The sequence below is a fragment of the Streptomyces sp. SCPE 10 genome (assembly GCF_051980735.1).
GTDB classification, from domain to species: Bacteria; Actinomycetota; Actinomycetes; order Streptomycetales; family Streptomycetaceae; genus Streptomyces; species Streptomyces misionensis.
In genome coordinates, this window is sequence record NZ_CP197069.1 from 878,670 (window position 1) to 904,498 (window position 25,829).

The window sequence follows — 25,829 nt, forward strand, 5'->3', positions numbered from 1 at the left end:
CGCGGCCGTCCGCCACCCGGCAGCCACCCCCCGCGCGGCTCCGTCCCGGCACGCGGCGCCCCCACCCGGGTGCCGCGCCCACCGCCGCACCCGCGCACGACGCAAGGAGACTCACGTGAGCAGCCCCTACGACCAGGAGATAGAGGACCTGCTGGCGCTGTACCGCAAACAGCGCCAGGAGGCCACCGAGGCGCGGCGCCGGATCAACGAGGTGACCGGCACGGCGACCGCGCCCCGGCAGACCGTCAAGGCGACCGTGAACGCGCAGGGCGAGGTCACCGCGATCGAGTTCCCCACCGGCGCGTACCACCGCATGGCCCCGAAGGAGCTGTCCGAGGCGCTGCTCACCACCATCCGCCAGGCCCGCGCCAACGCGCTGGAGGCGGTGGCGGAGGTCAGCTCGCAGGGCCTGCCCGCCGGGGTCAGGATCACCGATCTGCTGGAGGGCCGGGTCGACGCCACGGAGCTGCTGGCCGAGGAGCCGGGCATGCCCCCCGAGGTGCGCGACTACATCGCCGAGGGGCGTCCGGACGTACGACGCGGGGACACCCGGTGACGCCGGACGGCGCACCCCACCACCACGGGATCTCTGGAGGAACACATGGCTGACGGCGAGTTCTACGTCGACACCGACGGGCTGCGCAACCAGCTGCCGTATGTGCAGCAACTGGCGGCGCGGTTCCGGGACATCGGCACGAGCCTGGAGGGCAGGCTCGGCGAGCTGGGCGAGTGCTGGGGCGACGACGCCACCGGCAGGCAGTTCTACTCGCAGTACGCCACGCCCAGGACGCAGATCATCGAAAGCGCCGGGCAGATGGGCGAGTTGGTCGACAGCATGCACGACGGAATCCGGACCATGGCCGTCAATCTCGAACGCATGGAGGACCAGAACATCGAGGCCACCCGGCGCCTGCGCACCTCGACCGAGGCCAAGCCCGAGATGCGGGTGAAGAACACCAAGCCATGAGCATCGAACTGCCCCCGGAACTCGGTTGGGTCGCCAAGCTGGCCGTCGGACAGGAATGGCCGAAGGGCGACGAGGACAAGCTGCGCAGCCTGGGCGCGGCGTGGGACGACGCCGCGCGCCAGCTCACCGCCATCAGCCGCGAGATCGATCCCGCGACCAGTGGTGTGCTGAACAGCATCGGCGGCGAGGTGGCCGACGAGTTCGCCAACTTCACCCAGCAGCTGAAGTCCAACATCCCCGACATGGCCGAGGCGGCCGGGCAGTTGGGCGACCTGGGCCGAAACACGGGGTTGCAGGTCGAGTACGCCAAGTACATGATCATCGCGCAGCTGATCTGGCTGGCGGTGGAGATCGCCGAGCTGGCCTTCTGGGCGCCCGAGGCGATCCCGGCGCTGGTCACCGGTGTGCGGGCGATCGTGAAGATGCTGCTGAAGCGGCTGCTGACCTCGATCGCCATGGGTGTCGGCTTCATGGTCGGCATGGACGCGGTGATCCAGGGGATCCAGTTCCTCAAGGGCGACCGCACCAAGTGGGACACCGACGCCACGCTCCAGGCCCTGGAGGGCGGTGCCATCGGCGGCGGAATCGGCGGCCTCTTCTCGGGCCTGGGTTCGGCGGTGGCGCCGAAGTTCGCCTCCACGCTGATCGGCAAGGGCCTCATCGGCGGCGCCTCCGGCCTCGTCACCACCGAGGTGATGTCCGAGATCTTCGGCGGCGAGAACGACATGGGCTCCGCGCTGACCTCGGGGATCATCGGCGCGATGGGCGGCGGCGGGGGCAGGCGCAGGTTCGGCGGCGGTGACCACACCGAGGTCCACACCCCGGACCTCCATCTGCCCTCCACACCCGACCTCCACCTCCCCAAGCTGCCCCCCTCGGACGGCGGCCCGGACCTGCCGAGCACGGAGAACCCGAGCACCGGTGACCTGGGCAAGGGCTCCGGGTCCGGTTCCGGGTCCGGGTCCGGGTCCGGCAAGGGCGACGGCATCGGGACCGTCGGCACGGTCCGGGACATCACCAGCCACACGGGCACCGGAAACACCGGGAGCACCGGGAGCACCGGGAGCACCGGGAGCACCGGGAGCACCGGGAGCACGAACAACGGTCGGGCGGGCGGCAGCGGTACGGCCACGACGGGTACCGGCGGCGCCGTTGCCGCGCACAGCTCCGGGCAGAACTCCGGCCTGGGCGGCGGCTCCTCGCGCTCCACCACTCACCTCCCGGTCACCGAGTCCGAGGACCACATCACCGGCAGCGGCCAGAAGAGCGTCACGACTCCGCACGTCTCCACCGAGACCGCGCCGCCCGCGCACACCGCCGTCTCCGGTCGAACGGGGCACTCCGGCGGGCTGCCCGGCTTCGAGACCACGCTCAACGGCGGCCACGGCACGCCCACGGCCTCGGACGTCACGACGGGCGAACACCAGGTCACGGACCTGCCCAACCACACCGCGCCGCAGGTCACGGGGACAGCGAACCAGCCCGCGCCCCAGACCACGACCCATCAGCCCGCACCCCAGACCACAGAGACGACGAACCACCCCGCGCCTCAGGTCGCGGACACGACCAACCACCCCGCACCCCAGGTCACCACGGGCCCGCACCCCGAGACCCGGACCACCACCGATCAGCCCGAGCCCACGACCACCACCGTCGGCCGGCCGCAACCGCAGACCACCGCGACGAACCAGTCGCATCCCCAGACCACCGCTCCCGTCACCGCCAACCAGCCGCAGCCCACGGCCAAGGCGCCCACGCCCACCACCACCCAGAGCCCGCAGAGCCCCCGTCCCGTCGGCAACCACGCCGTCGGCGACACTCCGCAGCCGAGCACGGGGCCGGGCCGGTCGCAGACGCCGGTGGCGGCGGGCGGCCGTCCGCCCACCGAGTCCACGGGCACGCCCAACCCGGTCCACGGCGTGCAGTCGTCGTCCACCCCGCGTCCGGAGACGGAGTCCGGTCCGCACCAGGACTCCACCCCGCACCAGGACTCCCCCCAGACACGCCCGACGACCACCACCAGCCACCCCACCGCCACCCAGCCCGCGCAGAACGAGGTCGCCCCCCGCGCACCCCGTGCCCAGGCGCCCGTCACCGAGAACACCGCGGCCCCCCAGCAGCACCGGACCGCGACGCCTCCCGCCCCGCACCCCGCCGACGGCGAGCACCTGCCCTCCTTCCCGGAGGTCCCCCGGCACCAGCCCGGTACGACCCCGCACCCGGAGACCGTGGAGGACGGCTCCTCGGCCCATGTCGCCGAGCAGCTGCACCAGTTGGACGGCATCGTGGTGCCCACGCACGACCCGGGCCCGCCGGGGCCGCTGCACGACGCGCCGACGCCGCCGACGTCCCGGCCCGTGTCGCCGGACGCCGGGGTGCGGCAGCGTCTGACGGACCTCGACCGGGCCGCGCGTACGGCGGGGATGTCCGAGGCCGACCGCACCGCGTACAACCGGGCCGTGCAGGAGGCCGTCGCGTCCGGTGACTGGGAGCGCGCCGGGGAGCACCTGACGGCCTTCCGCGACCATGTCGAGACGCGCACCGTCCAGCAGCGCTACGACGCGTTCCACGAGCACGCGCAGGGCGGCTTCGACCGGCTGACGAACCTCACCGGTTCCAAGGAGGAGTGGCAGAGCAAGGTCGACGCGGTCGAACAGGCCCACCGCTCGGGCGACTCCGAGCTGCTGGACAGCCGGCTGAACGAGTACTCGGCGTACGTGGAGAGCCACGTTCCCACGGAGGCGCTGACCGGGCGGGACGCCCCCCGCCCCTTCCACGGGGAGGTCGAGGACCTGCGGCAGCGGCTCGCGCTGACCACCGACGGGCCCACCGCCGACCGGCTGCGCACCCAGCTGGACGAGGCCCGTCGGGACGCCGAACTGCGCGACAGGCTCGCCGCGTTGCGCACCTCCACGGACCCGGACCCCGAGACGGCGGCGCTGTACGAGCGCCTCGACCACGCCAGGACGCCCGAGGAGGCGGACCTCGCCCTGCGGGACCTGGAGGAGCACCGCCGGGACCAGGAACTGCAAGAGCGTCTCGACCGGCTCGCGTCGGACGAGCCGTCAGCGGAGCGGCGCCCGGAGCCCGGCAGCGAGGAGGATCTGCGCCGGCGTCTGGACGCCCTGAACGACGGCGCGGACGACCACGAACGCGAGCTGCGCGACCGGGCGGACCGGGCGGACTCTCCGGAGGAGGCCGACCAGGCGCTGCGCGAGCTGCACGAGTACCGGGTGGACCAGCAGCTCCAACAGCGCCTGGACCGGCTCAAGTCGGACGACGCCGAGGACCGGCCCTCCGAGCGCGAACTGCGCGACCGCCTCGACGCCCTGCACGACGGCGAGAACGATCCGCGCGCCGCCGAGCTGCGTGCCAACGCCCGGGACGCGGCCACCGAACCGGAGGCCAAGGAAGCCCTCGACAAGCTCGAACGCCATCTGCAGCAACGCGAGCTGGACCGCCAGGACCGGGTGCGTGAACTGACCGACCGGCTGGAGGAGTTGCAAAACCGGCATGCCGAGCAGCTGCTGGGCATGCGCTCCGGTGACCCCGACGACACCGCTCGCCGGATCGAGGACACCCGCGACGAGCTGTCCTCGCACCTGACGTACGACGAGCGCACCGGCGGGCTGCGGCAGGAGCTGGCGCGGCCGACCGCCATCGGCGAGTCCCCCGGCCACCTCGACCGCATCACCACCGGGTCCGACGAGCAGACGCCGGTCGTCGAGGACAGCACTCCCCCGCAGCACGACGTGCCTGTGCCGCACGGGACGTCCGGCGGTGGCGAGCCGCTCCGGGTTCCGGTGCAGGACGACACCCACGTCCCCCGCGCCGACTCCGACGAGCAGGCCACGACGCAGCCCCCCTCGGAGAGTCACGGGAGCCACGGGCAGGTCCAGGAGGACCAGCAGCTCGTCGCCCACGAGGACACCCCGGTCGAGGACCCGAACCACCCGGCCAACCACCCGGTGCCCAGCACCAGGGACCTGGACGACCTGCGCCACGCGGCCGGTGCCGGCGGCCCCTCGGGGCCGCCCCGGATGCAGGTGGACCGGACCCCGCGCTACGTGGTGCGCTCCGGCTTCGACCAGCGGCGCTTCACCGTCGGCGACACGCCGTACACCGAGCTGACGGTGCGCGTGGCGCTGAAGGACGACGGCTCGGGATCGCACGACGCCGACGACGTCTGGCGCCGGGCGCAGGAGGGCGTCAAGCAGTACTTCAACGACCCGAAGTACACGCTGCCCAACGGTGACCGGCTGCACGTCACCGTCGAACGCGTCGGCGCCGACGACAAGCCCCATCTGACCGTCAACCTGGTGGACCCGGACCAGGGCATGGACCAGCGCAACTGGACGCCGGGGGCCAAGCCGGTCGAGTACGCGCACGAGATCTCGCACCAGTTGGGGCTGCGCGACGAGTACGCCGACGAGACCGCGCCGCAGCGGCCGCACGTCCTCGGCAGTCTGCTGGGCGACGTCCACCAGGCCCCGGAGCACGAGGGCCTGACCCCCGGCGGGCTGCGCGACCGCCACCTGCGGCTGCTGGGCGCCCTCACGGCCGGCCACGACGACCTGCTCGCCCGGCAGGGCCACGGCGGCGATCACCTGACCGCGCCGCACCCCCAGGACCTGACCGGCGAGTCGGTCCCGCCGAAGCTCCCCGAGTCCACCACCGGGCAGCAGGGCACGCGGCAGCAGTACGACGACCCGACGCAGGACCCGGCCTGGCAGCAGTCGCGCGCCGGGGCCCCGCCGGTCCCGCGGACGCACACCTGGGTGGACCCGGTGTCCGACCCCACCCGGCAGCCCGAACCGGTGACTCCGCACCCGCACGAGGACACGCAGACGTCCGAGCCGCCGAAGCAGGGCGGGGACGACAACCAGGCCGGCCAGGACAGGGACAAGGGCGGCCAGAAGGACGAGGTTCAGCAGAAGGACGAGGTTCAGCAGAAGCAGGAGGACAAGCCGAAGGACGAGCACCAGCAGAAGGACGACGGGGAGGTCCGGCAGGAGCCGCAGGAGCCCAAGGAACAGCAGCAACAGAAGCAGGATGACGAGCAGGACCAGAAGGAGCAGAAGCAGGAGGAGCAGAAGCAGCAGGACCCGAAGAAGCACGAGGAACAGGAGGAGCAGAAGGACCCGAAGAAGCACGAGGAACAGGAGGAGCAGAAGGACCCGAAGGAGCACGAGGGGCAGAAGGAGCAGGAGGAGCGCAAGGACAAGGACGGCCAGGAGGACGGGAAGGGCCAAGAGGACCGGAAGGACCCCGCCGTCACCCCCAAGGACGAGCAGGAGCAGAAGCCCCCCGAGCCCCCGGCCAAGGAGCCCGCCCCGGAGCTGGACGGGCGGCACCGGGACACCCTCGCCGGGAAGAAGATCACCGAGGAGCCGGGCCCCGACGCGGTACGCGCCCGGATCGAGGCCCTGCTGCGCGACCACGCCCGGGACACCTCCGTCACCCAGCGCCTGGACGCGGCCCTGGACCCCGCCAACTTCCGCAAGCAGCACGGCCAGATGGTCAACGGCGGCTGGCGGTTCACCGTGCACGTGGGCGGCAGGCCGTACGAGGTCGAGGTGGGGGCGACCGCCTCCGCCTGGCGGCTGGACCCGAAGACCGACGCGGCCAAGGACAACGACGGCGAGGGCTTCGACGTGCCCGTCGAGTCGACGCACGACTCCACCCCGCGCAAGACGGAGATGACCTCCTCCGAAGCGGGTCTGGAGATGGGACCGACCATCATCCGGCCCGTCAACCCCCAGCTGTCCGCCCTGGTCACCCCCTCGGTGAAGCTGGGCGGCGCCACCCACGGCCGCGAGACCACGGTCAAGTCCTCGACGCAGACGGCGAACCAGTTCGCCTTCACCGGCAAGACCGACAGCTACACCTCCGAGTTCACCTACACGGTGAAGGTCACGGACCACGAGGGCACCGCGCTGCACGCCCCGGGCACGGACGACGCCATCAAGGGGCAGGTCCGCGCCGACGTGCCCCGCCCGGGGGACCTGGCCACGGACCGGCCGCGCACCTGGCAGGGCTGGGACCCCACCCGGACGAACGACACCGACACCGGATCCGGCACCGCCACCGCCACCGCCACCGGCACTGGGAGCGGCACGAGTACGAAGAGGCCCGCCTCCGGCCACCCCGTGTCGATCACCGGGCTGAACTCGGCCCGCAACGCCGTGTACGAGGCGCTGCCGCGCGAGGCCCGCCCGGACGGCACCGCGCACCAGGACATCGAGGACTTCTTCCAGCCCTCCAACGTCCTCAACGAGTTCGAGCACGCCTCGGGGAAGGGGCTGCTGTCGAAGACGCTGACGCTGAGCGACGGCAGCAAGGCCCATCTGCTGCTGACGGTCGAGCCGGACGGCTCCCAGGCCCTGCACACCGTGGACGACAAGGCCACCGTGGGCTCGAAGTCGTCGGGCGAGCACGGGCAGAACCGCACGGAGAACAGTTCCTGGTCGCTGGGGCTCAGCGGCGGCGCCACCGGGGAGGTGTGGAAGGCACCGGACAGCTCCCGGTCCACCTGGCTGACCGGCACCGCCGGCTACACCGGCTCCAGCAACCTCGCCCACGGCACCAAGGGCAAGAACGCCGTCGGCAGCGAGTTCAGCCACGAGCAGACCGGCAAGGCCGACCTGGTCGCCACCCAGGCGCGGTTGCGCGTCCAGCTGGTGCGGCACCACTTCCAGCCGGGCCGCGACGGGCTGCACGGCACCACCACCACGGCGATCGGCGACCACTCCCCGCCGCCGTCCGAGCAGCCGCCGGTCCGGCCGAACGGCGATGTCGTCCTCACCATCGACCCGCAGCACGGCGAGGTGCTGCGGGCGGTCCCGCACGACCTGACCGCCCCGACCACGACCGACCGGCAGCCGCCCCTCGAACCCACCCGGCTCACCGACCCGGTCGCGGCTCCGCGCACCACGTTCCTCGACGTCCCCGGCTCGACCGAGCTGGAGGACCACATCGTGCACGAAATGCACCAGAACCACCCCGGCGTGCTGCCGCCGCCCGAGGCGATCCACGCGGACCCCACGGCCCCGAACCACCCGCGCGTCACCCCCGAGGCCTGGGACAACCTGCGTGACCTGCGCCGGCAGCTCGCCCCCTCCCGGCTGCGCGGCGCGGCGCCGAAGCTGCTGGACGGCACCTACCGGATCACCCTGAAGGGCTCCCATCTGCCGGGACTCTCGGGCAAGAACCACGAGATCGTGATCAAGGCCGAGCCGGCCAAGGGCGATCACGTGGGCTCCGGCAAGTCGACGACGAAGACGGTCGGCACCCGCACCACCGGTGCCGACAAGTCCGTCACCCGCAGCTCCAAGCACGTCGTCAACCTCGCCGGGAACGTACGCAGTTCGCTGGACCACCCGGACGTCACACGCGGCTTCACCATGGGCAGCCTCGACATCACCGCCCACAACCCCTCGCACGGGCTCACCATGGGCACCGAGACCGAGGTGAAGCGGCAGTTCTCCCTGGAGGCGGACGCCGACGTCTACGCGCACCCGGTGACGTTCAAGGTGATGGTCGGCGTCGAGGACCCCAAGCAGCCGACCACGCGGCTGTCGACCGAGGCACCCTCGGCGCACATGCAGCGGATCAAGCCGGTGCGGCCCGAGGGCGCGCTCACCGTCGAGGTCGCGCGCCCGCCGAAGACGACCGACGACACCACCCCGCCGCCGCGGACCATCCCCACCCTGGACGCGCTGCCGCAGCGCCACTCCGTCCGGTTCGTCAGCGGCTCCGAGGACTTCCGGGACCAGGCGCAGAAGTCCCTGACCAGCGCCTTCCAGAAGAAGCCGGGCCCCTTGGGGAACACCCGGGTGCCCGAGCTGAAGGACGCCCTTGACGGGCTCACCGACGCGGAGCACCTGCGGTCCCTGGTCTCCGCCTCGCACGGCGGCTGGGCCAACAGCGGTGACGAACAGGTGGGTTCGGGCCGCAACCGGGACACCGTGGGACTGTCCACGCGCACCGGGCTGAGCAACTTCCAGTTCCGCGAGACGCTGCCCGGCGAGGGCAAGCTGGAGATCGAGACCAAGACCAGCGTGTCCACCCAGGTCGCGGACAAGAACACGGTCGCGTTCAAGGCGGGACTCGGCTTCGACGTCGGCCGCTTCCCGTCCAAGGACAGCCCCGACGCGTCCTTCCAGGCGCGCGGCGGCGTCAAGGGCAAGGGCGGCGCCGGCCAGAACAGCGGCGAGAACGTCAAGCACAAGATGACGACCTCGCGCAAGGCCGCGTACAAGGGCACCTGGCACGTGTACGAGGCCGACGCGAACGTCATCGTGCAGGGCAGGGTCACCGACGCCAAGGGCAACGTCTTCCTCGGGGAGCCGCAGACCGGCAAGCACCGGGTGCTGGTGCTGCTGTCCGACGACGACGTGCGCAAGCTCGGCGAGGGGACCGGGACCGGGACGACCCAGCCGGGGACCCGGCAGGCACCGCTGCTCGCCAAGGGGCTGCTGGGCGGCGCCACCGCCGAGATCCCCAAGTCGGACGAGATCCTCGGCGAGATCGACCGGCAGATCCGCAAACTGGACCAGGTCGCCCCCGTGCCGGAGGCGGCGCTGCCGTTCGCGGACACCTTCTCCCCGGAGAACCTGTCGGCCAACTACGAGGACCTGGTGGGCCGGGGCATCCTCGACTACCACGTGCACGAGTCCCGCACCCAGCGGGTGATCACCGAGGTGCTGGTCCGCGGCATCCCCGAGGGGAAGTGGACCGACGAGGGCGACCACTCCACCGGGGACACCACCCGCAAGGTCGGCATCGCGCAGACCGTCAAGGGCAGCGCGGGGCACAACTGGTCGCTGGGCGCCGACGGCAACCTCCGTCTCTCCTACGCCCCGGTCGTCAAGCCGAAGCCCGGCCAGGACGCCGCCGCCGTCAAGGCGGAGGAGAGCAAGGGCGGACTCGGCAGCGCGGCCTGGGCGCCGACCGGGGGCGGCGAGGGCACCCGGACCAAGAGCGCCGAGACCGGCGTCACCACCAAGGTCGACCACAAGACGTCGAAGTTCGGCGACACGGTGAAGTTCGGCAACTCGATGCGCTTCGAGGTCACGGTGACCCAGCGCACCGAGTACGGCCGCTTCGTGAACCTCGCCGAGCCCCGCCCGGTGAAGCCGTCGTGGCGGGTCCACGTCTACGTGCCCGAGTCGCTGACGGAGACCGCCGAACAGGCCGCCGCACACCAGCAGAAGCCGCACACCCAGCAGCAGACGCCGCAGTCGTCGCAGGAACAGACACAGCAGCAGACGCAGCAGCAGACACCGCAGCCCACGACGCACGACGGCGGCGACACCGTCGAGTTGCAGCCCCTCACCGGTTCCAAGGAGGACCGGGAGCGCTGGCAGGCGTCCCTGGACTCGGCCCACGACCTGGTCGGCTTCGACAACCACACCGGGCTGTACGACCAGGCGCAGACCGTGCTCACCACGCCCCGGCCCTGGGGCGACGGCATGCTGGGCAAGGCGGGCTCGGCCATCTCCTCGGGTCTGGGCTCGGCCGCGTCGACCCTCGGTCACTGGGCCGGGGCCATGACGCCCAAGGAGGCGCAGAAGCTGATCGCCTCCTTCGTCTCCGACCCCCGGCTGGACGACGCCAACCCCCTGGTGAAGGAGCAGCGCCTGCCGCTGGAGCAGCAGGTCTCACTGCGCCGCACCCTGGGGCCGAGCACCCTGCCCACGGTCTTCCACCAGCTCAAGGACCCCGCCGGCGGCTATCGCACGGTGCCGCTCGGCAGTGACGGGAGGACCGGGCTGGAGATCCGCCTCCAGCCGACCGGGGAGGCGGAGGAGATCTCCACCCGGGACGACGGCAGCGACGAGATCACCATCGCCACCGAGCACGAGTCGGCCACGAGCGCGAGCAATGCCGTCAACGCGAACCTGACGCCCCTCGCGTTCCCGGTGATCACCAAGAACCCGACCGTCGTCGTCCCGGTGCCGACCAACGCCATGAAGCTGGACCGGGACCAGACCTTCGAGAGCGGGTCCCCGGTGACCCGCGGTCCGGGTGTGCCGAACCGCACTCTCCCCCCGCCGGCCATGCCGCACGGCAAGACGGCCGCCGAGCCGGGCAAGGCCACGCTCAAGGGCCCCCAGGTGCTGATGCGGCAGCCGGTCAGGCTGTCCACGCAGAAGTACGACGAGAACGGCACCTACGGGAACACGGCGCACACGGACGGGCACGTCTACTACTGGACGGCCAAGAAGACCGAGGACGCGGTCACCGAGCCGGAGAAGACGCCGGAGGAGGACAAGCGGCAGACGGAGACCTCGAAGCCCACCGCACCGCACGAGTCCCCCCGGCCCACCGAGGAGAAGCAGCAGGACCCGAAGACCTCCGGGGAGGAGAAGGAGACTCCCAAGGACCCGAAGGCGACCGAGAAGCAGACCCCCAAGGACACGGCCGGGGGTGAGAAGCAGTCCCCGAAGGACACGGCCGAGGGACAGAAGCAGGCCCCCAAGGACACGACCGACGGGCAGAAGCAGACCCCCAAGGACACGACCGAGGGACAGAAGCAGACCCCCAAGGACACGACCGACGGGCAGAAGCAGACCCCCAAGGACACGACCGACGGGCAGAAGCAGACCCCCAAGGACACGACCGACGGGCAGAAGCAGACCCCCAAGGACACGACCGAGCACGAGCAGCGGCCCCCCAAGGACTCCGCGCAGAAACAGCAGGAGCGCGAGCCGGAGCCGCAGCACGAGGAGAACCAGGCCGAGGGGCCGAAGCAGGACCGGAAGGCCGACGGGTCCGAGGTCACCTCCTCCGCGCCCCCGGCCCCGCCCCGCCTCAGGGTCCCCGGCGACGGCCGCTGTCTGCTGTACTCCGTGCTCGCGAGCACCCCGCCCGAGCACTGGCCCACCGCCCTGCACAACGGCACCCCGCAGGATGCGCGCGCCCTGCACGAGGCCGTCCTCCAGCAGATCGGCACCCGGCAGCAGACGGCCGTCGACCCCCACAGCCCCCTGGGCCGGGCCGCCGGGAACCTGCACCGGATGGTGCTGGACGGCCTGCGGTCGACGCCGCCGCACGAACTGCCGCGCGAGGTCGCGGAGGTGTACCGGCGCGTCCAGGTGGACCGGCTCCAGCAGCAGTTGCGTACCGAAAGCCCCGAGGAACTGCGGGCACGGCTGGGACGCTACGGCGTCGACCGTGTCATGTCGCCCGACTGGCTCCACCCGCGGGCCCTGCGCGCCCTCTACATCGAGGCGCGCACCCGCGAGTTGACGGGCGAACCGCACCACCTCTCCCCGCGGGACGCCGCCGAGGCCGCCGCGGCCGAGGTCCCGGAGACGACGAACAAGCTCGGCCACTGGGTGCTGCACGACGACGCCCTGGCACCGTACGCCCAGTTCGACCATCTGACCGCGCACGGTGGGCCGCTGAGCCTCGACCACATCGACAGCAAGGAGGCCCTGGTCGACGCCGTCGTGGACACCTCGCTGCACCAGCCGCTGACGCCGGCCGAGCACCAGGCACTGGTCCGGGCCGTGGAGAACTGGGTGCCGGGCAACGACGCCTGGAACACCGACGAGGGCGAGGTCTTCCCCGCCCTGGTGGCGCACACCCTCGGCACCCGGCTGCGCACCTTCCGGATGCTGCCCGACGGCACGACCAGCATGGAGACGACCGGGCCCGGGCACACCGGCCGCACGGTCGACGTGCACTACGACGGCCGCAGCCACTACGACGCCGCCCAGCTGCCGCCGCGCCGCACCACCACGACGGCCGCCGACGACGAGGTCGCCCCCCGGGCGCCGAAGGCACCCGGATCCACCACCGGCACCGCCGCTCCGCGCCGTCCCCACGACCAGGCGCCCCGCTTCGTGGTGCGCTCCGCCTTCGACGCGCGCGTGTTCCGCGCCGGCGACACCGCCGTCACCGATCTGACGGTCCGGGTCGCCTTCCGGGGCGGTTCGGAGCACAACCCCGAGACCGCCTGGGAACGGCTCGTCCAGGGCACCGAGGAGTTCTACAACGCCCCCGGCCACCGGCTCCCCGACGGCAGCCGACTGCACGTCACGGTGGAGCGCGTGGCGGCGGACGACCGGCCCCACCTGGTGGTGGACCTCGCGGGCCACGACCGTCCGATGGACCAGCACACCTGGTGGCCGGACGCCGAACCCGTCGCGTACGCGCACGAGTTGGGCCACCAGCTCGGGCTGCGCGACGAGTACCGGCAGGACGACGGCGAGGGCCCGGGCCGGGCGGGGGTGGCGGGCAGCCTGCTGGGCGACTTCCACCGGCCGGCGCCGGACGGCCTCGCCCAGGGCGGGCTGCGCGGACGGCACCTCCAACTGCTCGGGGCGCTCGTCGGCGACGTACCCGAGACGGTCGTGCGTCCCGGCACCGACGCGGCGCACAGCGCCTTCGGTCCGCAGGACCCGCGCTGGCAGGAGGCCCGTGCGACCGCCCCGCCGGTGACCCGGCGGCACGTCTGGGTCGACCCGGTGACCGATCCCGGACGGCACGACGGGGAGCGGGAGGAGCGGACCCAGGACCCGCGCATGCCGCAAGGCGTCCACGAGCGGTCCGGGCAGGAGAACTCGGAGGACGTCGACTACGCGGAGATCCTGGCCGAGTACACCGAGGAACGCCGGCGCGAGTACGACTGGCTGGACCAGCTGTACGGCGACAGCCTCGACCAGGACGCGTACGACCGGGTCCACAACGCCCTGCTGACCCTCCAGTCGATGGACCTGGCGCACATCACGCCGGACGCGGAGCATCGGCCCCCCATCGAGGTGCTCGCCGAACGGATGCTCCGTCTCGACGGCACGCCCACCGCGCAGGACTACCGGGACCTGCTGGAACTCACCGCGCTCGCCGGACCCGAGGCGAGGCGGGACGCCGCCGCGCTCGGCGCGCACATCCTCGCCACCACGCACCAGGCGCTGGACCAGCACACCGTGCTGGGCGACGGCGCGGGGCACGCCATGGGCCGCGACTGGACGGCCTCGCGCACGGTGCCGGCGGACCTCACGCGCTACACCACGACAGGCTCCGACGGGGAGCAGACGCAGCACACGGCGCCGTGGCGCAGCCCCTACGTGGCGGCCGCCGACCGGACCCCGGACGGGCTGGCGCTGCGGCTGAACGACCGTACGGTCCATGTGTCCGAGGCCGAGTTCGCCGAGCTGGTGGCCCGTGACCCGCTGCGCGGCGCGGACCAGGACATCGTGCTGGTGGTCTCGAACGGGCAGGACCGGGAGCTGGCGCGGCTGGTCGCGGACCGGGCCGGGGCGGCGGTGTGGTCGACCGACTCGCGGGTGCACCCGGTGCTCGACTGGCGGACCGGTGACGAACTCCTCGACCTGACCGGCGGCAGCGGCGGCTGGGCGCTGCATCTGGGCGGCCCGCGCGGCCCGTTGGACCTGTTCGACTTCGACTTCGGCTCCCCGACGCCGGAACACGAAGCCCCGACGCCGGAGCACGAACCCGCCGGCCCGGACTACGCGAGCAAGCTGCGCCCGCACCCCGGCGGCCACGAGTCGGCCCTGGCACCGGCGAACCTGCTCGACCGGCTGAGGGCCCGCCCGCTGACGACCAGCGACTACGAGGTGATCGGGGCCGATCCCCACACGGTGCTGTTCGAAGAGCCCACCGGCATGAACTACACCACCTTCACCTACGGCCGCTCCCGCGACGTGCCCCGCTTGTGGGTGCCCTCCCAGGGGCACCAGCAGACTCTGGTCGGGAACCACCCGCCGCTCCACGTGTCACAGGACCTGTCGCTGGCGCACCGTGAGGGCGGCTACGGTCAGCAAGTGTTCGCCACCCCGAAGGCGATCGAGGCGTCCAACCGCCAACTGGCGCTCGCGGGCTCCCTGGTACGGCTGGAGGCCGGCGACCTCACGCTGCGGGTTGCCGACGGCCAGGGTGGGCATCGTGAACTGGTGCGTGTCACACCGCGGTTCCTGACCCGCTCCGGTAAGTCGGAGGAGGAGATCTGCCGGGACTTCGCCCAGATGGTCTCGGGCGGCGCCCCCGCCTCGCACGTGGTCTTCCGCGGCCCCGACGGTTCGAGCCTGGACAAGGCTCCGATCAACGCCCTCGGCCGCACCGAGGTCACCGGCATCCACCACCTCGCCGAGTCCCTCTCCCTGGTGGCGGACGGCGAGCGGCCGACCGGGCCGCTGGGCCCGTCGTGGGCCGTCGACCAGGTGCGGCGGGACGACCGGCTCATCGCCGAGAGCGACGGCCCGACCCCGGGCAAGTCCTACGGCAGTGCGCTCAGTTACGACCCGCTGGTCAACCCGCGGCGCGACGCGCTGTCCGACGCCGCGCGACAGATCGGTATCAACGAGCACGCCTGGGCGAAGGTCGGCGAGGCCTATCTGGTGCACTCGATCAACGCGCTGGACGAGAACGGCCTGCCGAGCCTGGCGCACAACTACGCGAAGCCCGGCGAGCCGGAGGGCAGCCACTTCGGCTACCACTTCGCCGCCGTCGTCCTCTCCAGCGAGGACGGCAGGCACCAGATCACCCTGGAGAACTTCGCCCGCCGCGCGCACGTCGCGAGCATCGTGAAGACGGCCGTGTCGGAGACCCTGCGCCACGGCACCCCGGACGGGTTCCGGAAGCTGCACCGGGCCGTCACCGCGGAGCTGGACCGGGTGCGGTCGGGCGGCGCCGACGAGGCGCAGATCAAGCGGCTGGAGCGGCATCTGTCCCTCGTGGACGCGCTGACCAGGACGGCGGACGCCCGGCAGAAGGTCGACGGGGCGGCTCCGGGCACCCCCGAGCACGCGAGCGCCGCGGCGGAGTTCGACAAGGCGCTCAAGGCCGCCGAGGCGCGCATGAAGCAGGCTTCGGAGCTGGCCAAGGGCAGCGACCTGTGGCACTTCCGGATGTTCTCCCAGCGGCCGGGCGAGACCATGCACGAGGTCAGCGCCGACCTGCTCACCTCGGACCGCTCGGCCGAGGCCAACCCGCTGACCGCGGTGATCGTGCACGGTCACCGGCTTCCGAAGATCGACATCGGGTTCCGTGAGGGCTCCCGGCAGATCGGCAAGGACGAGGGGCGCAAGCTCAACTACGTGGCCGAGCTGGCCACCCGTACCGGGTTGTGGAACCACCACAACGGCCTGCCGCTGCCCCGGATCACGGTGACCGGGCGCGGCAACACCCGCCGTCCCACGCTGGGCGGTGTCCTGCCCGACGCCGCCCAGCAGCGGGCGCAGGCCGTGCACGGGGAGCTGCGGGACCGGCTCGACCGGTATCTCATCAACTACCAGCACGGTTCTCCCCGGCAGCGGCTGACCGCGGCCGACTTCCCGGTCACGGTCACCACCGAGCGCCCGTCGAGGGGCGGCGACCAGGAGCAGGGCCGCCGTACGACGGTCGCGGTGCACGACGCCCGCTCGGACCACTCCGAGGTGTCGCCCCGGGCCCCGCGGCGGCAGCAGACGCCCACCGAGAGCCGGACGCCGGCACAGGCCCGGACACGGACGCAGGACCAGCCACAGACACAAACCCAGACGCAGGCGCAGGCGCAGGCGCAGACGCAACCCGAGGTCGCCTCCCCCGTCGTACCGCACACCGCCCCGTCGGCGGCGCCGTACCGCAGTGAACGGCTGACCATCGGCGGTGTCGAGTTCGCGGACGGCTCGTCCGAGCCGACGGGGGTGCAGCGGGAGACGGTGCACCGGCTGGCCGCCGAGGTGGCGTGGGCGTCCCTGGCGAACGTACGTGCGGGCTTCCCGCCGCCGAGGGTCACGGTGGTCGGCCACGCGAACGGGATGCGGGGCGGGCTCCCCCACTTCGGCGAGGCGCTGCGACGCGGGCAGGCGCGCGCGGACGGCGTGGCGGACCTGTTCCGTTCGGCCCTCGCGGTCCACCTGGAGCGGCTGGGCGCCGGCGAGGAGGCCGTCACGCGCCTGGCGGACATCGAGGTCACCGCCCGTTCCGAGGGCAACACACCGCCCGGCGACGGCACCGCGGGCCTGGACCCGGCGACCGCGTTGCGTCATGCGTTCGTCGTGGTCGAGCTGCCCCGACCGGCCGACGGTGCGGCCTGATGGGCCCGGCGGTGCGGCGGCCACGGCACGCGCCGCCGGGGCCCGTTCGGCAGGGCGGCGGCGCCGCGGAATGCGGCAGCGCACATGACCTTCGGGGCCACAAGGCCGATACTGAGGTGCAAGGCTCCGACCACCCACCTGGCCCCACCCGGCCTGAACAGGAAAAACACCGGTCAGGGACCACCTGCGAGCTTTCTGGGAGACAGGCATGAAGATGTTGATCAACGTGCCGGAGACCGTCGTCGCGGACGCGCTGCGCGGGATGGCGGCCGCGCATCCGGACCTGGCGGTGGACGTGGAGAACCGGGTGATCGTCCGCCGGGACGCCCCGGTGGCCGGGCAGGTCGCGCTGGTCTCCGGCGGCGGGTCCGGGCACGAGCCGCTGCACGGCGGGTTCGTGGGTCCCGGCATGCTGTCCGCCGCCTGTCCGGGTGAGGTGTTCACCTCGCCGGTGCCCGACCAGATGGTGCGCGCGGCGGCCGCCGTGGACAGCGGTGCCGGGGTGCTGTTCGTGGTGAAGAACTACACGGGCGACGTGCTCAACTTCGACATGGCGGCGGAGCTGGCCGAGGACGAGGGCGTCCAGGTGGCCAAGGTGCTGGTGAACGACGATGTGGCCGTCACCGACAGCCTCTTCACGGCCGGGCGGCGCGGCACCGGGGCGACGCTGTTCGTGGAGAAGCTGGCGGGGGCCGCCGCGGCCGAGGGGCGGCCGCTGGAGCAGGTGGAGTCGATAGCCCGCCGGGTGAACGAGAACTCCCGCAGCTTCGGGGTGGCGCTCAGCGCCGTCACCACCCCGGCGAAGGGCTCCCCCACCTTCGACCTGCCGGCGGGCGAGCTGGAGTTGGGCATCGGCATCCACGGCGAGCCGGGCCGGGAGCGGCGGCCGATGATGACCTCCGGGGAGATAGCCGACTTCGCGGTGAACGCGATCCTGGAGGACATGTCCCCGCACAACCCCGTGCTCGTCCTGGTCAACGGCATGGGCGCCACCCCGCTGCTGGAACTGTACGGGTTCAACGCCGAGGTGCAGCGGGTGCTGGCCGAGCGCGGGGTGGCCGTGGTGCGCACCCTGGTCGGCAACTACGTCACCTCCCTGGACATGGCGGGCGCGTCGGTGACCCTGTGCCAGGTCGACGAGGACATGCTGCGGTTGTGGGACGCGCCGGTGCGCACCCCGGCGCTGCGCTGGGGGATGTGATACGGCGGACACAGCGCTCAACGCCCTTACTATGTTTGGAGGTCCAGTGCTCGACGCCGACTTCTTCCGCCGTTGGATGACGGCGACCGCCGCGTCCGTCGACCGCGAGGCGGAGCGGCTCACCGCTCTCGACTCGGCCATCGGGGACGCCGATCACGGCAGCAACATGCAGCGCGGGTTCGCGGCCGTGCGGACGACGCTGGAGAACGAGGCGCCGGACACGCCGGGCGCCGTCCTGATGCTCTCCGGACGCCAGCTCATCTCGACGGTCGGCGGCGCCTCGGGGCCGCTGTACGGCACGCTGCTGCGCCGGACCGGCAAGGCGCTCGGAGAGGCCGCCGAGGTCGGCGAGGACCAGCTGGCCGAGGCGCTGCGGGCGGGTGTGCAGGGGGTGATGAAGCTGGGCGGGGCGGCGCCCGGCGACAAGACCATGGTCGACGCCCTGCTGCCGGCCGTGGAGGCGCTCGGGAACGGGTTCGGCGCCGCCCGGGAGGCCGCCGAGAAGGGGGCGAAGGACACCGTTCCGCTGCTGGCGCGCAAGGGCCGGGCGAGCTACCTGGGTGAGCGCAGCATCGGCCACCAGGATCCGGGGGCGACGTCGTCGGCGCTGCTGATCGCGGCGCTGGCCGAGACCGCGGAGGGCTGACGTGAGCGAGGAGAAGCCGGTCGGGATCGTGCTGGTGTCGCACAGCGCCGAGGTCGCCGCCTCGGTGGCGTCGCTGGCCAAGGGGCTCGCGGGCGGGGCCGAGGCGGTGCCGGTGGCCCCGGCGGGCGGCACCGAGGGCGGCGGGCTCGGCACCAGCGCCGAGCTGATCGCCGCCGCGGCGGCCTCGGCCGACCGGGGTGCCGGGGTCGCGGTCCTCACCGACCTCGGCAGCGCGGTGCTCACCGTGAAGGCGCTGCTGGCCGAGGGCGACGAACTGCCGGAGAACACGCGACTGGTGGACGCCCCGTTCCTGGAGGGTGCGGTGGCCGCGGTGGTGACGGCCGCCGCGGGTGCCGACCTGGACGGGGTGGAGGCGGCGGCGAAGGAGGCGTACGACTACCGCAAGGTGTGACGCCATGAGGGTGGTGCGGCCGGTCAGCCGTCCGTGCCGGTCACGAACTGCCGGGCCAGCCGCTCCCCCGTCGCCACCGTCGCCGCGTGGTCCTCGATGGGCTCCGCCCGCGAGTCCTTGAAGACGATGTAGGTGACCCCGGAGGCCGCTCCGCCGTCGGTGGGGCCCGGACTGATGCCGAGGCCCTTGGCGGTGGCGTAGGAGGCCTCGCCGATGAGGTCGCCCGGGCCGGTGTCGCCGACGACCGCGTACTGCACCCGGTCCCGGTAGACGACGGCGGCGACCGAGCCGCCCCGCACGCCGTGCGCGCCGGGGTCCCAGCGGGGTCCGGCGGCCGGGACGACGATGTAGGGCAGTTCCTCGGCGCTGAGCGGCCGTCCGTCGGACTGGTGGAAGGCGGTTTCCGGAGAGTACAGCGGGTCGGTTTGGGCGTTGCAGTGGACGGAGGACCGGCCGTCGCAGTCGATGTCCAGGTCGGCCTTCCAGAAGACGGCGTCCCGGGTGCCGCAGACGGGCACGGTCTCGGGGCTGTCCTCGTCGGTGCGGTACAGGCCCTTGGAGATCTGGTCGCACGCGCCGACCCGGGCCAGCAGGTCCTCGGCGGTGACGGCGCCCTCGCCCCGGGCCCCGGCGGGGGCGTCCTCGTGGCGGGCGGGGGCCGGAGGTGCGCTCCGGGCCGGGGTGGCGGCCGGGTGCTCGCGGGCCGCGCCGGCGTGGGCGCTCGCCCGAGGGGCAACGTTTTTGCGCGGACCTGTGCCGGGGGTCGCGCCCTTGCCGTGGGTCGTCGCCCGCGCCTCGGGCGGGAGCGCCGCGGCGGGGCCGGGCAGCGTGGCGGGGGCGATCAGGGCCGCGCCGACCGCGGCCAGCGTCAGCGTCGGGACACGCACACGCACGATGAGGAACCCTCTCCTCGGGGACATGTTCGAGCCCACTGTGAGCCGCGGTCCGGACGCCCGGCCGCAGGGGCCGCCCCCAAGGGGCCGGATGGAGCACGCTACTGACAACCCGTGAGGGAACAAATCAGGCATTCGGGGCATAGGATGTGATGGTCCCACCGCCGAACGGGCGGCTCCACGGGGACAACAGGGGCCGGGAGCCCGGACCGCCTCCGATCCGGGCTCCCCGGCCGCCCGCGCCGGCGCGGGTTCGGCGACGACAGCGTTTCCGCGCCAACGGCATGAACTCCCCAGCCCTCTCGGGGAGTTCATGCCGCAGGGACCTTCAGCATACGTAACCGCGCGGGGTGCTCGGCACCGGCCCCTTGCCGCGGGCGCGCCGAGCGGGCCATATTGGTCCGGACCATTGCCGGGCCGCCGTTGAGCCGACCGTGGAGGCAGAGCCGTGCGACGCGTTCCCCTTCCGCTCGTGCTGGTCTGCGGCACCCTGCTGCTGCTCACGTCCTGCGGCCTGAGCCGGGCCGACACGGGCGACGAGGGCCGGATGCCGGGCGCCCCGACCGGGGTCACCGCGCAGGCCGGCAGCGCCACCTCCGTGCATGTGATGTGGAACGCGGTGCCGGACGACTCCGGCATCCGCTCCTACGAGGTGTACCGGGGCGGCACCAGGACGGCCGAGGTACCCGGTTCGGAGCGCATGGTGGACGTCGTCAGGCTCAGGCCGTCCACCGAGTACGCCTTCACCGTGCGGGCCCGGGACAAGGCCGGCCGGCTCGGACCGCCGAGCCGCCCGGTGCGGGCCCGGACGCCCGCCCGGGTCGCGGCCGACCGCTCGGCGCCGACCCGCCCCGGGGCGCCCACCGGGCGGGCCGACGGCAGCCGGGCGGTCCGGCTGTCCTGGGACGCCTCCCACGACGACCGGGGCGTGGTGTCGTACGACATCCAGCAGGGCGGCACGCGGATCCACAGCGTCGGCGGGAATCTGACCTCGGCGGTCGTCACCGGGCTGCGCCCCGGCACCCGGTACGTGTTCACGGTGCGGGCCCGGGACGCGGCGGACAACCTCTCCCCAGCGAGCGCCCCGGTGCGCCTCACCACCCCGGGCACCGACGACGGCCGGGCCACCGCGCCGGCCGGCTTCACCGCCGCGACCCACCGCGCCGACGGCGCCTACTACCTGGACCTGTCCTGGGATCCGCCGAGCACGGACGGGGTGATCACGGAGTACGCGATCCGGCTCGACGGCACCTCGGCCACCTCGCTGGAGTGGGGCGGCACCCCGCCGCGCGGCCGGGCGCACTACAGCTTCTACCTGGGCCGCACGGCCGGGGAGGAGCACCGGGTGCGGCTGCGGGCCCGGCTGCCCGACGGCACCTGGGGTGGCTGGTCGCCGGAGCGGACCGTGACCACGGGGCGCTGACCACAGCCCGGCGAGGACCGCATCCCGGGGCGCGGCGGGCGGGCCCGTGTCACCCGGCCGGATGCCGTCCGGGTGCGGCGGTCCGCCGGGCCGCGTTGGCTGCTGACCAGGCAGCACGGATGATTCCCGACCCTGGGCGGCGCATGGGACGTACCGCCGGCCGTGCCGCCGGAGGCCAGCCAATGCGCAAGTCCATATCCCCGCTCCGCTCCGTTCTCGCCCTCTCGGCCACCGCCGCGCTCCCGGTCGCGCTCGCGGCGCCGGCCGCCGCGGTCTCCGGCATCTCCGTCAGCACCACCGGCTCCTCCGTCTCGGTGGTGACCAGCGCGTGCACCCGGATCAACGGCAGTTGGGGCACCGCGGCGCTGCTCACCAGTAGTCAGGCCAGCTTCGCCCAGGGCCGTCAGGTGGCGCTGTCGGGCACCACCGTCAGCCAGTCCGCGGCCTGGTCCGGGGTGAGCCCGGGCACCTACACCGTGGTGGTGGTCTGCTCCAGCGGCAGTACGGCGGGCAGCCAGGCGGTGATCGTCTCCGCCGGGTCCGCACCGACGCTCTCGACCACGTCCAGGCCGTTGCCCACCCGCCCGGTTCCGGTCCAGCCGGCGCCCGCCCGGGGCGTCAACGGCGGCCTGGGCGGCACCGTCCGCGACTACGGCCCCCTCACCCTCGGCATCGGGGCGGCCCTGGTGGGCGCGGGCGCCGTCACCGCCGCGTGGTGCCTGCGCCGTCGTTCGAAACCAACACGCCCCTGACCCCGGGCCCCCCAGCCCGTCGACACCGACCGGTGCCGGCCATGCCGTTCGGCGGCGGGCCGGTCCTGGAGCCGGTCAGTCCGTCGCGCCGTCGGCGGGCGGTTCGGGGAACTCCGCGAGGGCGTGGGACAGCCACTGCGTCCAGAAGGTCTCCAGGTCGATGCCCGCCCGCAGCACCAGGTGCCGCAGCCGGTCCTCGGGGGCGTTCCGCTCCGGTGGGAAGTCGCGGCGTTCGATCTCCTCGTACTCGGCCAACTGCCGCCGGTGCAGCTCCAGATGGCGCCGCAGGTCCGCCGCCAGGCCCGCCGTGCCGACCACCGCCGCCGCGCGCAGCCGCAGCAGGAGCGTGTCCCGCAGCGGCTTGGGGTCCTGCGCGGCGGCGGTCCAGCGGGCCAGTTCGGCGCGGCCCGCGGGCAGCACCTCGTAGCTCTTCTTCTGCCCACGGGCCGGCTGCTCGGCCGGCAGCGCCCGGATGAGCCCGTCGCCCTCCAGTTTTCCCAGCTCGCGATAGATCTGCTGGTGCGTCGCGGACCAGAAGTAGCCGATCGACTTGTCGAACCGGCGGGTCAGCTCCAGGCCCGACGACGGCTTTTCCAGCAGGGCGGTGAGGATCGCGTGCGGGAGTGACATGGGCTCATCCTAGGGATGCCCCGGCAGCGCTCTGGCCGGCCGGCGGCGACCCGGCCGGCAGGTGGGCAAGGCGGCGTATCGACGGCTCGCCTCCGCTCGATCGAAGGTCCGCCGCGGTGCTACCCGAGGGCGACGCGGGTGGCGACCGGGGAATGACGGAGCGGGCCGGCAGTCAGCACCCGGACGCCGATGTCCGCTCGTTCACCTTCGACGCGCACGCCGATCCTTACAGCAGTCCGCTGCCCGGAATTCCCACCGGCCTGCCCACCGATGCCCGGGGCACGGTGAAGGTGTCCCACTACTCCGCCGATCGCAACGTGACCTACACCGCCGAAGGGCACGTGGACTGCCTGGTCACCGGCCCGCGCACCGCGACCCTCACGGCCGTCATCACCAAGGTCGGCCCCGGCGGCCCACCCTGGATGGGCAAACGACTCGGGTTCAGCGTCTACGACGGCGGCGACGACAAGGGCCACTACCGCGACCGGGTGGGGTTCTCGTGGGAGATGGTGAACCTGCTGCCGGGCGGCACCGGCGCGCCCTCGGAGGCCGAGGTCGGCACCTGCATGGCTCCGGCCCCGTACGCTCCCGTCGTCAAAGGCGGCTACACCGTCCGGCACGCCGACCTTCCGCCGGCCCCGCAGCGCTGAGGCCGACGCGCCTGCGCCGGGCGAGACCCGCGAGTCACTCCGGCCGGTCCCGGGCGATGCCGAAGTCGCCTGGGGCCGTCAGGGTCCCGGCACCGTACACGCAGCCGCCTGCCGCGCGGAGCAGCCGGCGTGCGTCCGGGCCGGGGCCTTCCCCGCTCGGCTCGACTTCCCGGCAGGTCTCCTGCCACGTGGCGTGCCTGCTACCGGTGGGCGGCGAGGAAGCCCTCCAGGATCTCGGTGAACCGCGCCGGCTGCTCCTCTGCCGGGTAATGACCGCAGTCGTCGAGGACGACCTCCGTGACGTCGTCGGCCGCCAGCCGCATCGTCTGGGCGGCATTCGCACCGCTCCACAGCGCGCCGCCGACGGCGAGCACCGGCAGCGTCAGCCGGGCCTTGCTGCGCTGCTCGTTCTGCGCGATCGTCTCGTCCAGCGCCCGGTAGTACGCGAAACTCGCCCGCAGCGCCCGGGGGTCCGCGGTGATCGCGTCGACGTAGACGTCCACGGCGTACGCGGGGATCGCGGTCCGTGTGGCGGCCTTGGTGGCGAACTGCCAGCCGAAGAAGAGCCGCTCCCGCCCCCGGACCAGTTCCTCGTTGAGGTCGGTGAGCCGGTTGAAGCCGAACTGCCACAGCTTCAGGTTGAGTTCGGCCGGGCCGAAGAACGGCGGGGACGGCGTGAGACCGGGGATCATCGCTTCGACGATGGCGAGCCGGCCCACCCGCTCGGGGTGATCGGCGGCGAGGGCGTATGCGGTCCATGTGCCGATGTCGTGGCCGACGACGTCGAACCGGTCGTGCCCGAGCACGGCCATCAACGCGACCAGATCGGCGGCCAGCGTGCCGGCGTCGTACCCGTCGTCGGGTTTGTCGGAGAGCCCGGAACCGCGCGAGTCGACGGCGACGACGGTGTGCTCACGGGCGAGCGCGGGCATCACCTCGCGCCAGGCGTACCAGGTCTGGGGCCACCCGCCGACCAGCAGCAGCGCCGGGCCGTGCCCACCGGTGACCGCGTGCAGCCGCACCCCGTTCGCTTCCACGAGCCGGCTGGTGAAGAGGTCGGGGAACCCGTCAGGCAGCCGCAGGGAACTCAAGTTCGTCATGCCGGTGACCCTACCCATCTTTGAACGATCGGTACAAGATGTGTAGGCTGATGGACCATGGCAGGCCGCAAGCAATTCGATGTGGACGAGGCGCTACGACGCGCGATGCACGTCTTCTGGCGCTGGGGGTATTCGGAGGCCTCGATCGACCGCCTGACCGAGGGCACGGGTCTGGGCCGGGGCTCGCTCTACGGCACCTTCGGCGACAAGAGCACCCTCTTCCGCAAGAGCCTCCTGCGGTACGCGCAGACCTACCATCCGCTGTACGAGCAGGCGCTGTCCGGCCCGCACGCGAACCCGAGCAGTGTCGTGGCCGCCTTCCTGCGGGTCTCCCTGAAGCGCATCGCCGACCCGGCGGTCCCCGACGGCTGCCTGCTCACGGTGTCGGCGACACAGTTGCCGGCCCTCGACCCGGAGGGCCGGGCGATGGTCCGCGCCATGATCGACGGTCTGCGGACGAGGCTGGAGCAAGCCTTGCTGGCAGCGGGGGCGGGTGATCAGGAGGCGGCGGAGCTGGCGTTGTGCACGCTGGCGACGAACAAATCCCTGGCGGTGCTGAGCCGCGCCGGCTTCTCGGGCGAAGACCTGGCAACCGTCGCGGCAGCCGCCGCCAAGAACGCCGGGGCTCCACCGAACCGACCGACCGGGCCGTCGGGACCGTGACGGACGGGAACGGCTCACCGGTTCCGCGGTGAGCTGCAACCGGCCAAGTACCGGCGCAAACACGCAGAGTGAACCGTAGGTGCATTGACCAAGCATCAGGCCGGGATCCCTGCGCCCCCTCGCCGATCAAACGTGATCTACGCGACTCCCGTTGGGTTTGCGCGATGACTGTCGGTCGACGGTGGCCGCGGCCCAGAAGTCCGGCAACCAAACTTCGCGTGGCGCGGAGGCTACCGGGAGATGGCCGAAAACCTACACTCGCCTGGCCGGCGGCTGCGGTGAGTGTTGACGCAGAGGCGGAACTGATCCTTTCCTTTATCTGCCTCGCCGGGTCCGGGCGCGGCGCTTCCTGATGGAGGTAAAGCACAAGGGTCGTGCGCCGCGCGGAGTTCCGCTTCCTCACACGCGCGGTGACCCGTGCCTCCATCGCCGTCAGCATTCACTGC

At 72.8% G+C, this 25,829-nt stretch carries 13 protein-coding genes; 10 read left to right on the forward strand and 3 right to left on the reverse strand.

Going from position 1 to position 25,829, the window contains the following annotated elements:
• Positions 1 to 115 precede the first annotated feature (115 nt).
• The 6 genes from ACSP97_RS04125 to ACSP97_RS04150 all read left to right on the forward strand — a co-directional run bounded on the left by ACSP97_RS04125 (position 116) and on the right by ACSP97_RS04150 (position 19,272).
• On the forward strand, positions 116 to 556 hold the full coding sequence (locus ACSP97_RS04125) for a YbaB/EbfC family nucleoid-associated protein (protein WP_355148900.1): 441 nt from the start codon (positions 116 to 118) through the stop codon (positions 554 to 556).
• 45 nt (positions 557 to 601) lie between these two features.
• Positions 602 to 967, forward strand: a complete 366-nt coding sequence (locus ACSP97_RS04130; RefSeq protein ID WP_355148902.1) for a WXG100 family type VII secretion target — start codon at positions 602 to 604, stop codon at positions 965 to 967.
• On the forward strand, positions 964 to 17,013 hold the full coding sequence (locus ACSP97_RS04135; RefSeq protein ID WP_440556343.1) for a hypothetical protein: 16,050 nt from the start codon (positions 964 to 966) through the stop codon (positions 17,011 to 17,013). Before ACSP97_RS04130 ends, ACSP97_RS04135 begins: the two co-directional genes overlap by 4 nt.
• A 208-nt stretch (positions 17,014 to 17,221) precedes the next feature.
• Positions 17,222 to 18,214 (forward strand): dihydroxyacetone kinase subunit DhaK, encoded by a 993-nt coding sequence (dhaK, locus tag ACSP97_RS04140; protein WP_355148906.1) that lies wholly within the window; start codon positions 17,222 to 17,224, stop codon positions 18,212 to 18,214.
• A 46-nt stretch (positions 18,215 to 18,260) separates the two neighbouring features.
• Positions 18,261 to 18,860 carry a dihydroxyacetone kinase subunit DhaL gene (dhaL, locus tag ACSP97_RS04145; protein WP_355326939.1) on the forward strand — a complete coding sequence of 200 codons (600 nt, stop codon included), beginning with the start codon at positions 18,261 to 18,263 and terminating at the stop codon, positions 18,858 to 18,860.
• Between the two features lies 1 nt (position 18,861).
• Complete coding sequence (locus ACSP97_RS04150; protein WP_355148910.1) at positions 18,862 to 19,272, forward strand: PTS-dependent dihydroxyacetone kinase phosphotransferase subunit DhaM; 411 nt, start codon at positions 18,862 to 18,864, stop codon at positions 19,270 to 19,272.
• Positions 19,273 to 19,295: 23 nt separating this feature from the next.
• On the opposite strand, the gene ACSP97_RS04155 is transcribed toward ACSP97_RS04150, so the two are convergent.
• Entirely contained in the window at positions 19,296 to 20,159 is an 864-nt protein-coding gene (locus tag ACSP97_RS04155; protein ID WP_355527330.1) for a glycoside hydrolase family 75 protein, read from the reverse strand.
• A gap of 454 nt (positions 20,160 to 20,613) precedes the next feature.
• Between ACSP97_RS04155 and ACSP97_RS04160 the strand changes: the two genes are divergently transcribed.
• Both ACSP97_RS04160 and ACSP97_RS04165 read left to right on the forward strand, forming a co-directional pair.
• Positions 20,614 to 21,588 carry a fibronectin type III domain-containing protein gene (locus ACSP97_RS04160; protein WP_355148912.1) on the forward strand — a complete coding sequence of 325 codons (975 nt, stop codon included), beginning with the start codon at positions 20,614 to 20,616 and terminating at the stop codon, positions 21,586 to 21,588.
• Between the two features lie 182 nt (positions 21,589 to 21,770).
• Complete coding sequence (locus ACSP97_RS04165; protein ID WP_355148914.1) at positions 21,771 to 22,340, forward strand: hypothetical protein; 570 nt, start codon at positions 21,771 to 21,773, stop codon at positions 22,338 to 22,340.
• 75 nt (positions 22,341 to 22,415) lie between these two features.
• Here ACSP97_RS04165 and ACSP97_RS04170 read toward each other — a convergent pair whose 3' ends face one another.
• Positions 22,416 to 22,970: a PadR family transcriptional regulator gene (locus tag ACSP97_RS04170; protein ID WP_355326942.1), complete on the reverse strand. Its 555-nt coding sequence runs from the start codon at positions 22,968 to 22,970 to the stop codon at positions 22,416 to 22,418.
• 152 nt (positions 22,971 to 23,122) lie between these two features.
• Between ACSP97_RS04170 and ACSP97_RS04175 the strand changes: the two genes are divergently transcribed.
• A complete protein-coding gene (locus ACSP97_RS04175; protein WP_440556346.1) occupies positions 23,123 to 23,620 on the forward strand; it encodes a hypothetical protein in 498 nt (165 codons plus the stop codon).
• Between the two features lie 200 nt (positions 23,621 to 23,820).
• On the opposite strand, the gene ACSP97_RS04180 is transcribed toward ACSP97_RS04175, so the two are convergent.
• Positions 23,821 to 24,720, reverse strand: coding sequence for an alpha/beta fold hydrolase (locus ACSP97_RS04180; RefSeq protein WP_440556348.1), 900 nt, complete (start codon positions 24,718 to 24,720; stop codon positions 23,821 to 23,823).
• 57 nt (positions 24,721 to 24,777) lie between these two features.
• On the opposite strand from ACSP97_RS04180, the gene ACSP97_RS04185 reads away from it, so the two are divergent.
• On the forward strand, positions 24,778 to 25,383 hold the full coding sequence (locus tag ACSP97_RS04185; RefSeq protein WP_355527187.1) for a TetR/AcrR family transcriptional regulator: 606 nt from the start codon (positions 24,778 to 24,780) through the stop codon (positions 25,381 to 25,383).
• The last annotated feature ends 446 nt before the right edge of the window (positions 25,384 to 25,829 follow it).

Coding starts and splice junctions, on each gene's coding strand:
- ACSP97_RS04180 (WP_440556348.1), bottom strand. CDS start 24,720: ATGACGAACTTGAGTTCCCTGCGGCTGCCTGACGGGTTCCCCGACCTC.
- ACSP97_RS04185 (WP_355527187.1), top strand. CDS start 24,778: ATGGCAGGCCGCAAGCAATTCGATGTGGACGAGGCGCTACGACGCGCG.
- ACSP97_RS04175 (WP_440556346.1), top strand. CDS start 23,123: ATGACGGAGCGGGCCGGCAGTCAGCACCCGGACGCCGATGTCCGCTCG.
- ACSP97_RS04165 (WP_355148914.1), top strand. CDS start 21,771: ATGCGCAAGTCCATATCCCCGCTCCGCTCCGTTCTCGCCCTCTCGGCC.
- ACSP97_RS04130 (WP_355148902.1), top strand. CDS start 602: ATGGCTGACGGCGAGTTCTACGTCGACACCGACGGGCTGCGCAACCAG.
- dhaK (WP_355148906.1), top strand. CDS start 17,222: ATGAAGATGTTGATCAACGTGCCGGAGACCGTCGTCGCGGACGCGCTG.
- ACSP97_RS04135 (WP_440556343.1), top strand. CDS start 964: ATGAGCATCGAACTGCCCCCGGAACTCGGTTGGGTCGCCAAGCTGGCC.
- ACSP97_RS04170 (WP_355326942.1), bottom strand. CDS start 22,970: ATGTCACTCCCGCACGCGATCCTCACCGCCCTGCTGGAAAAGCCGTCG.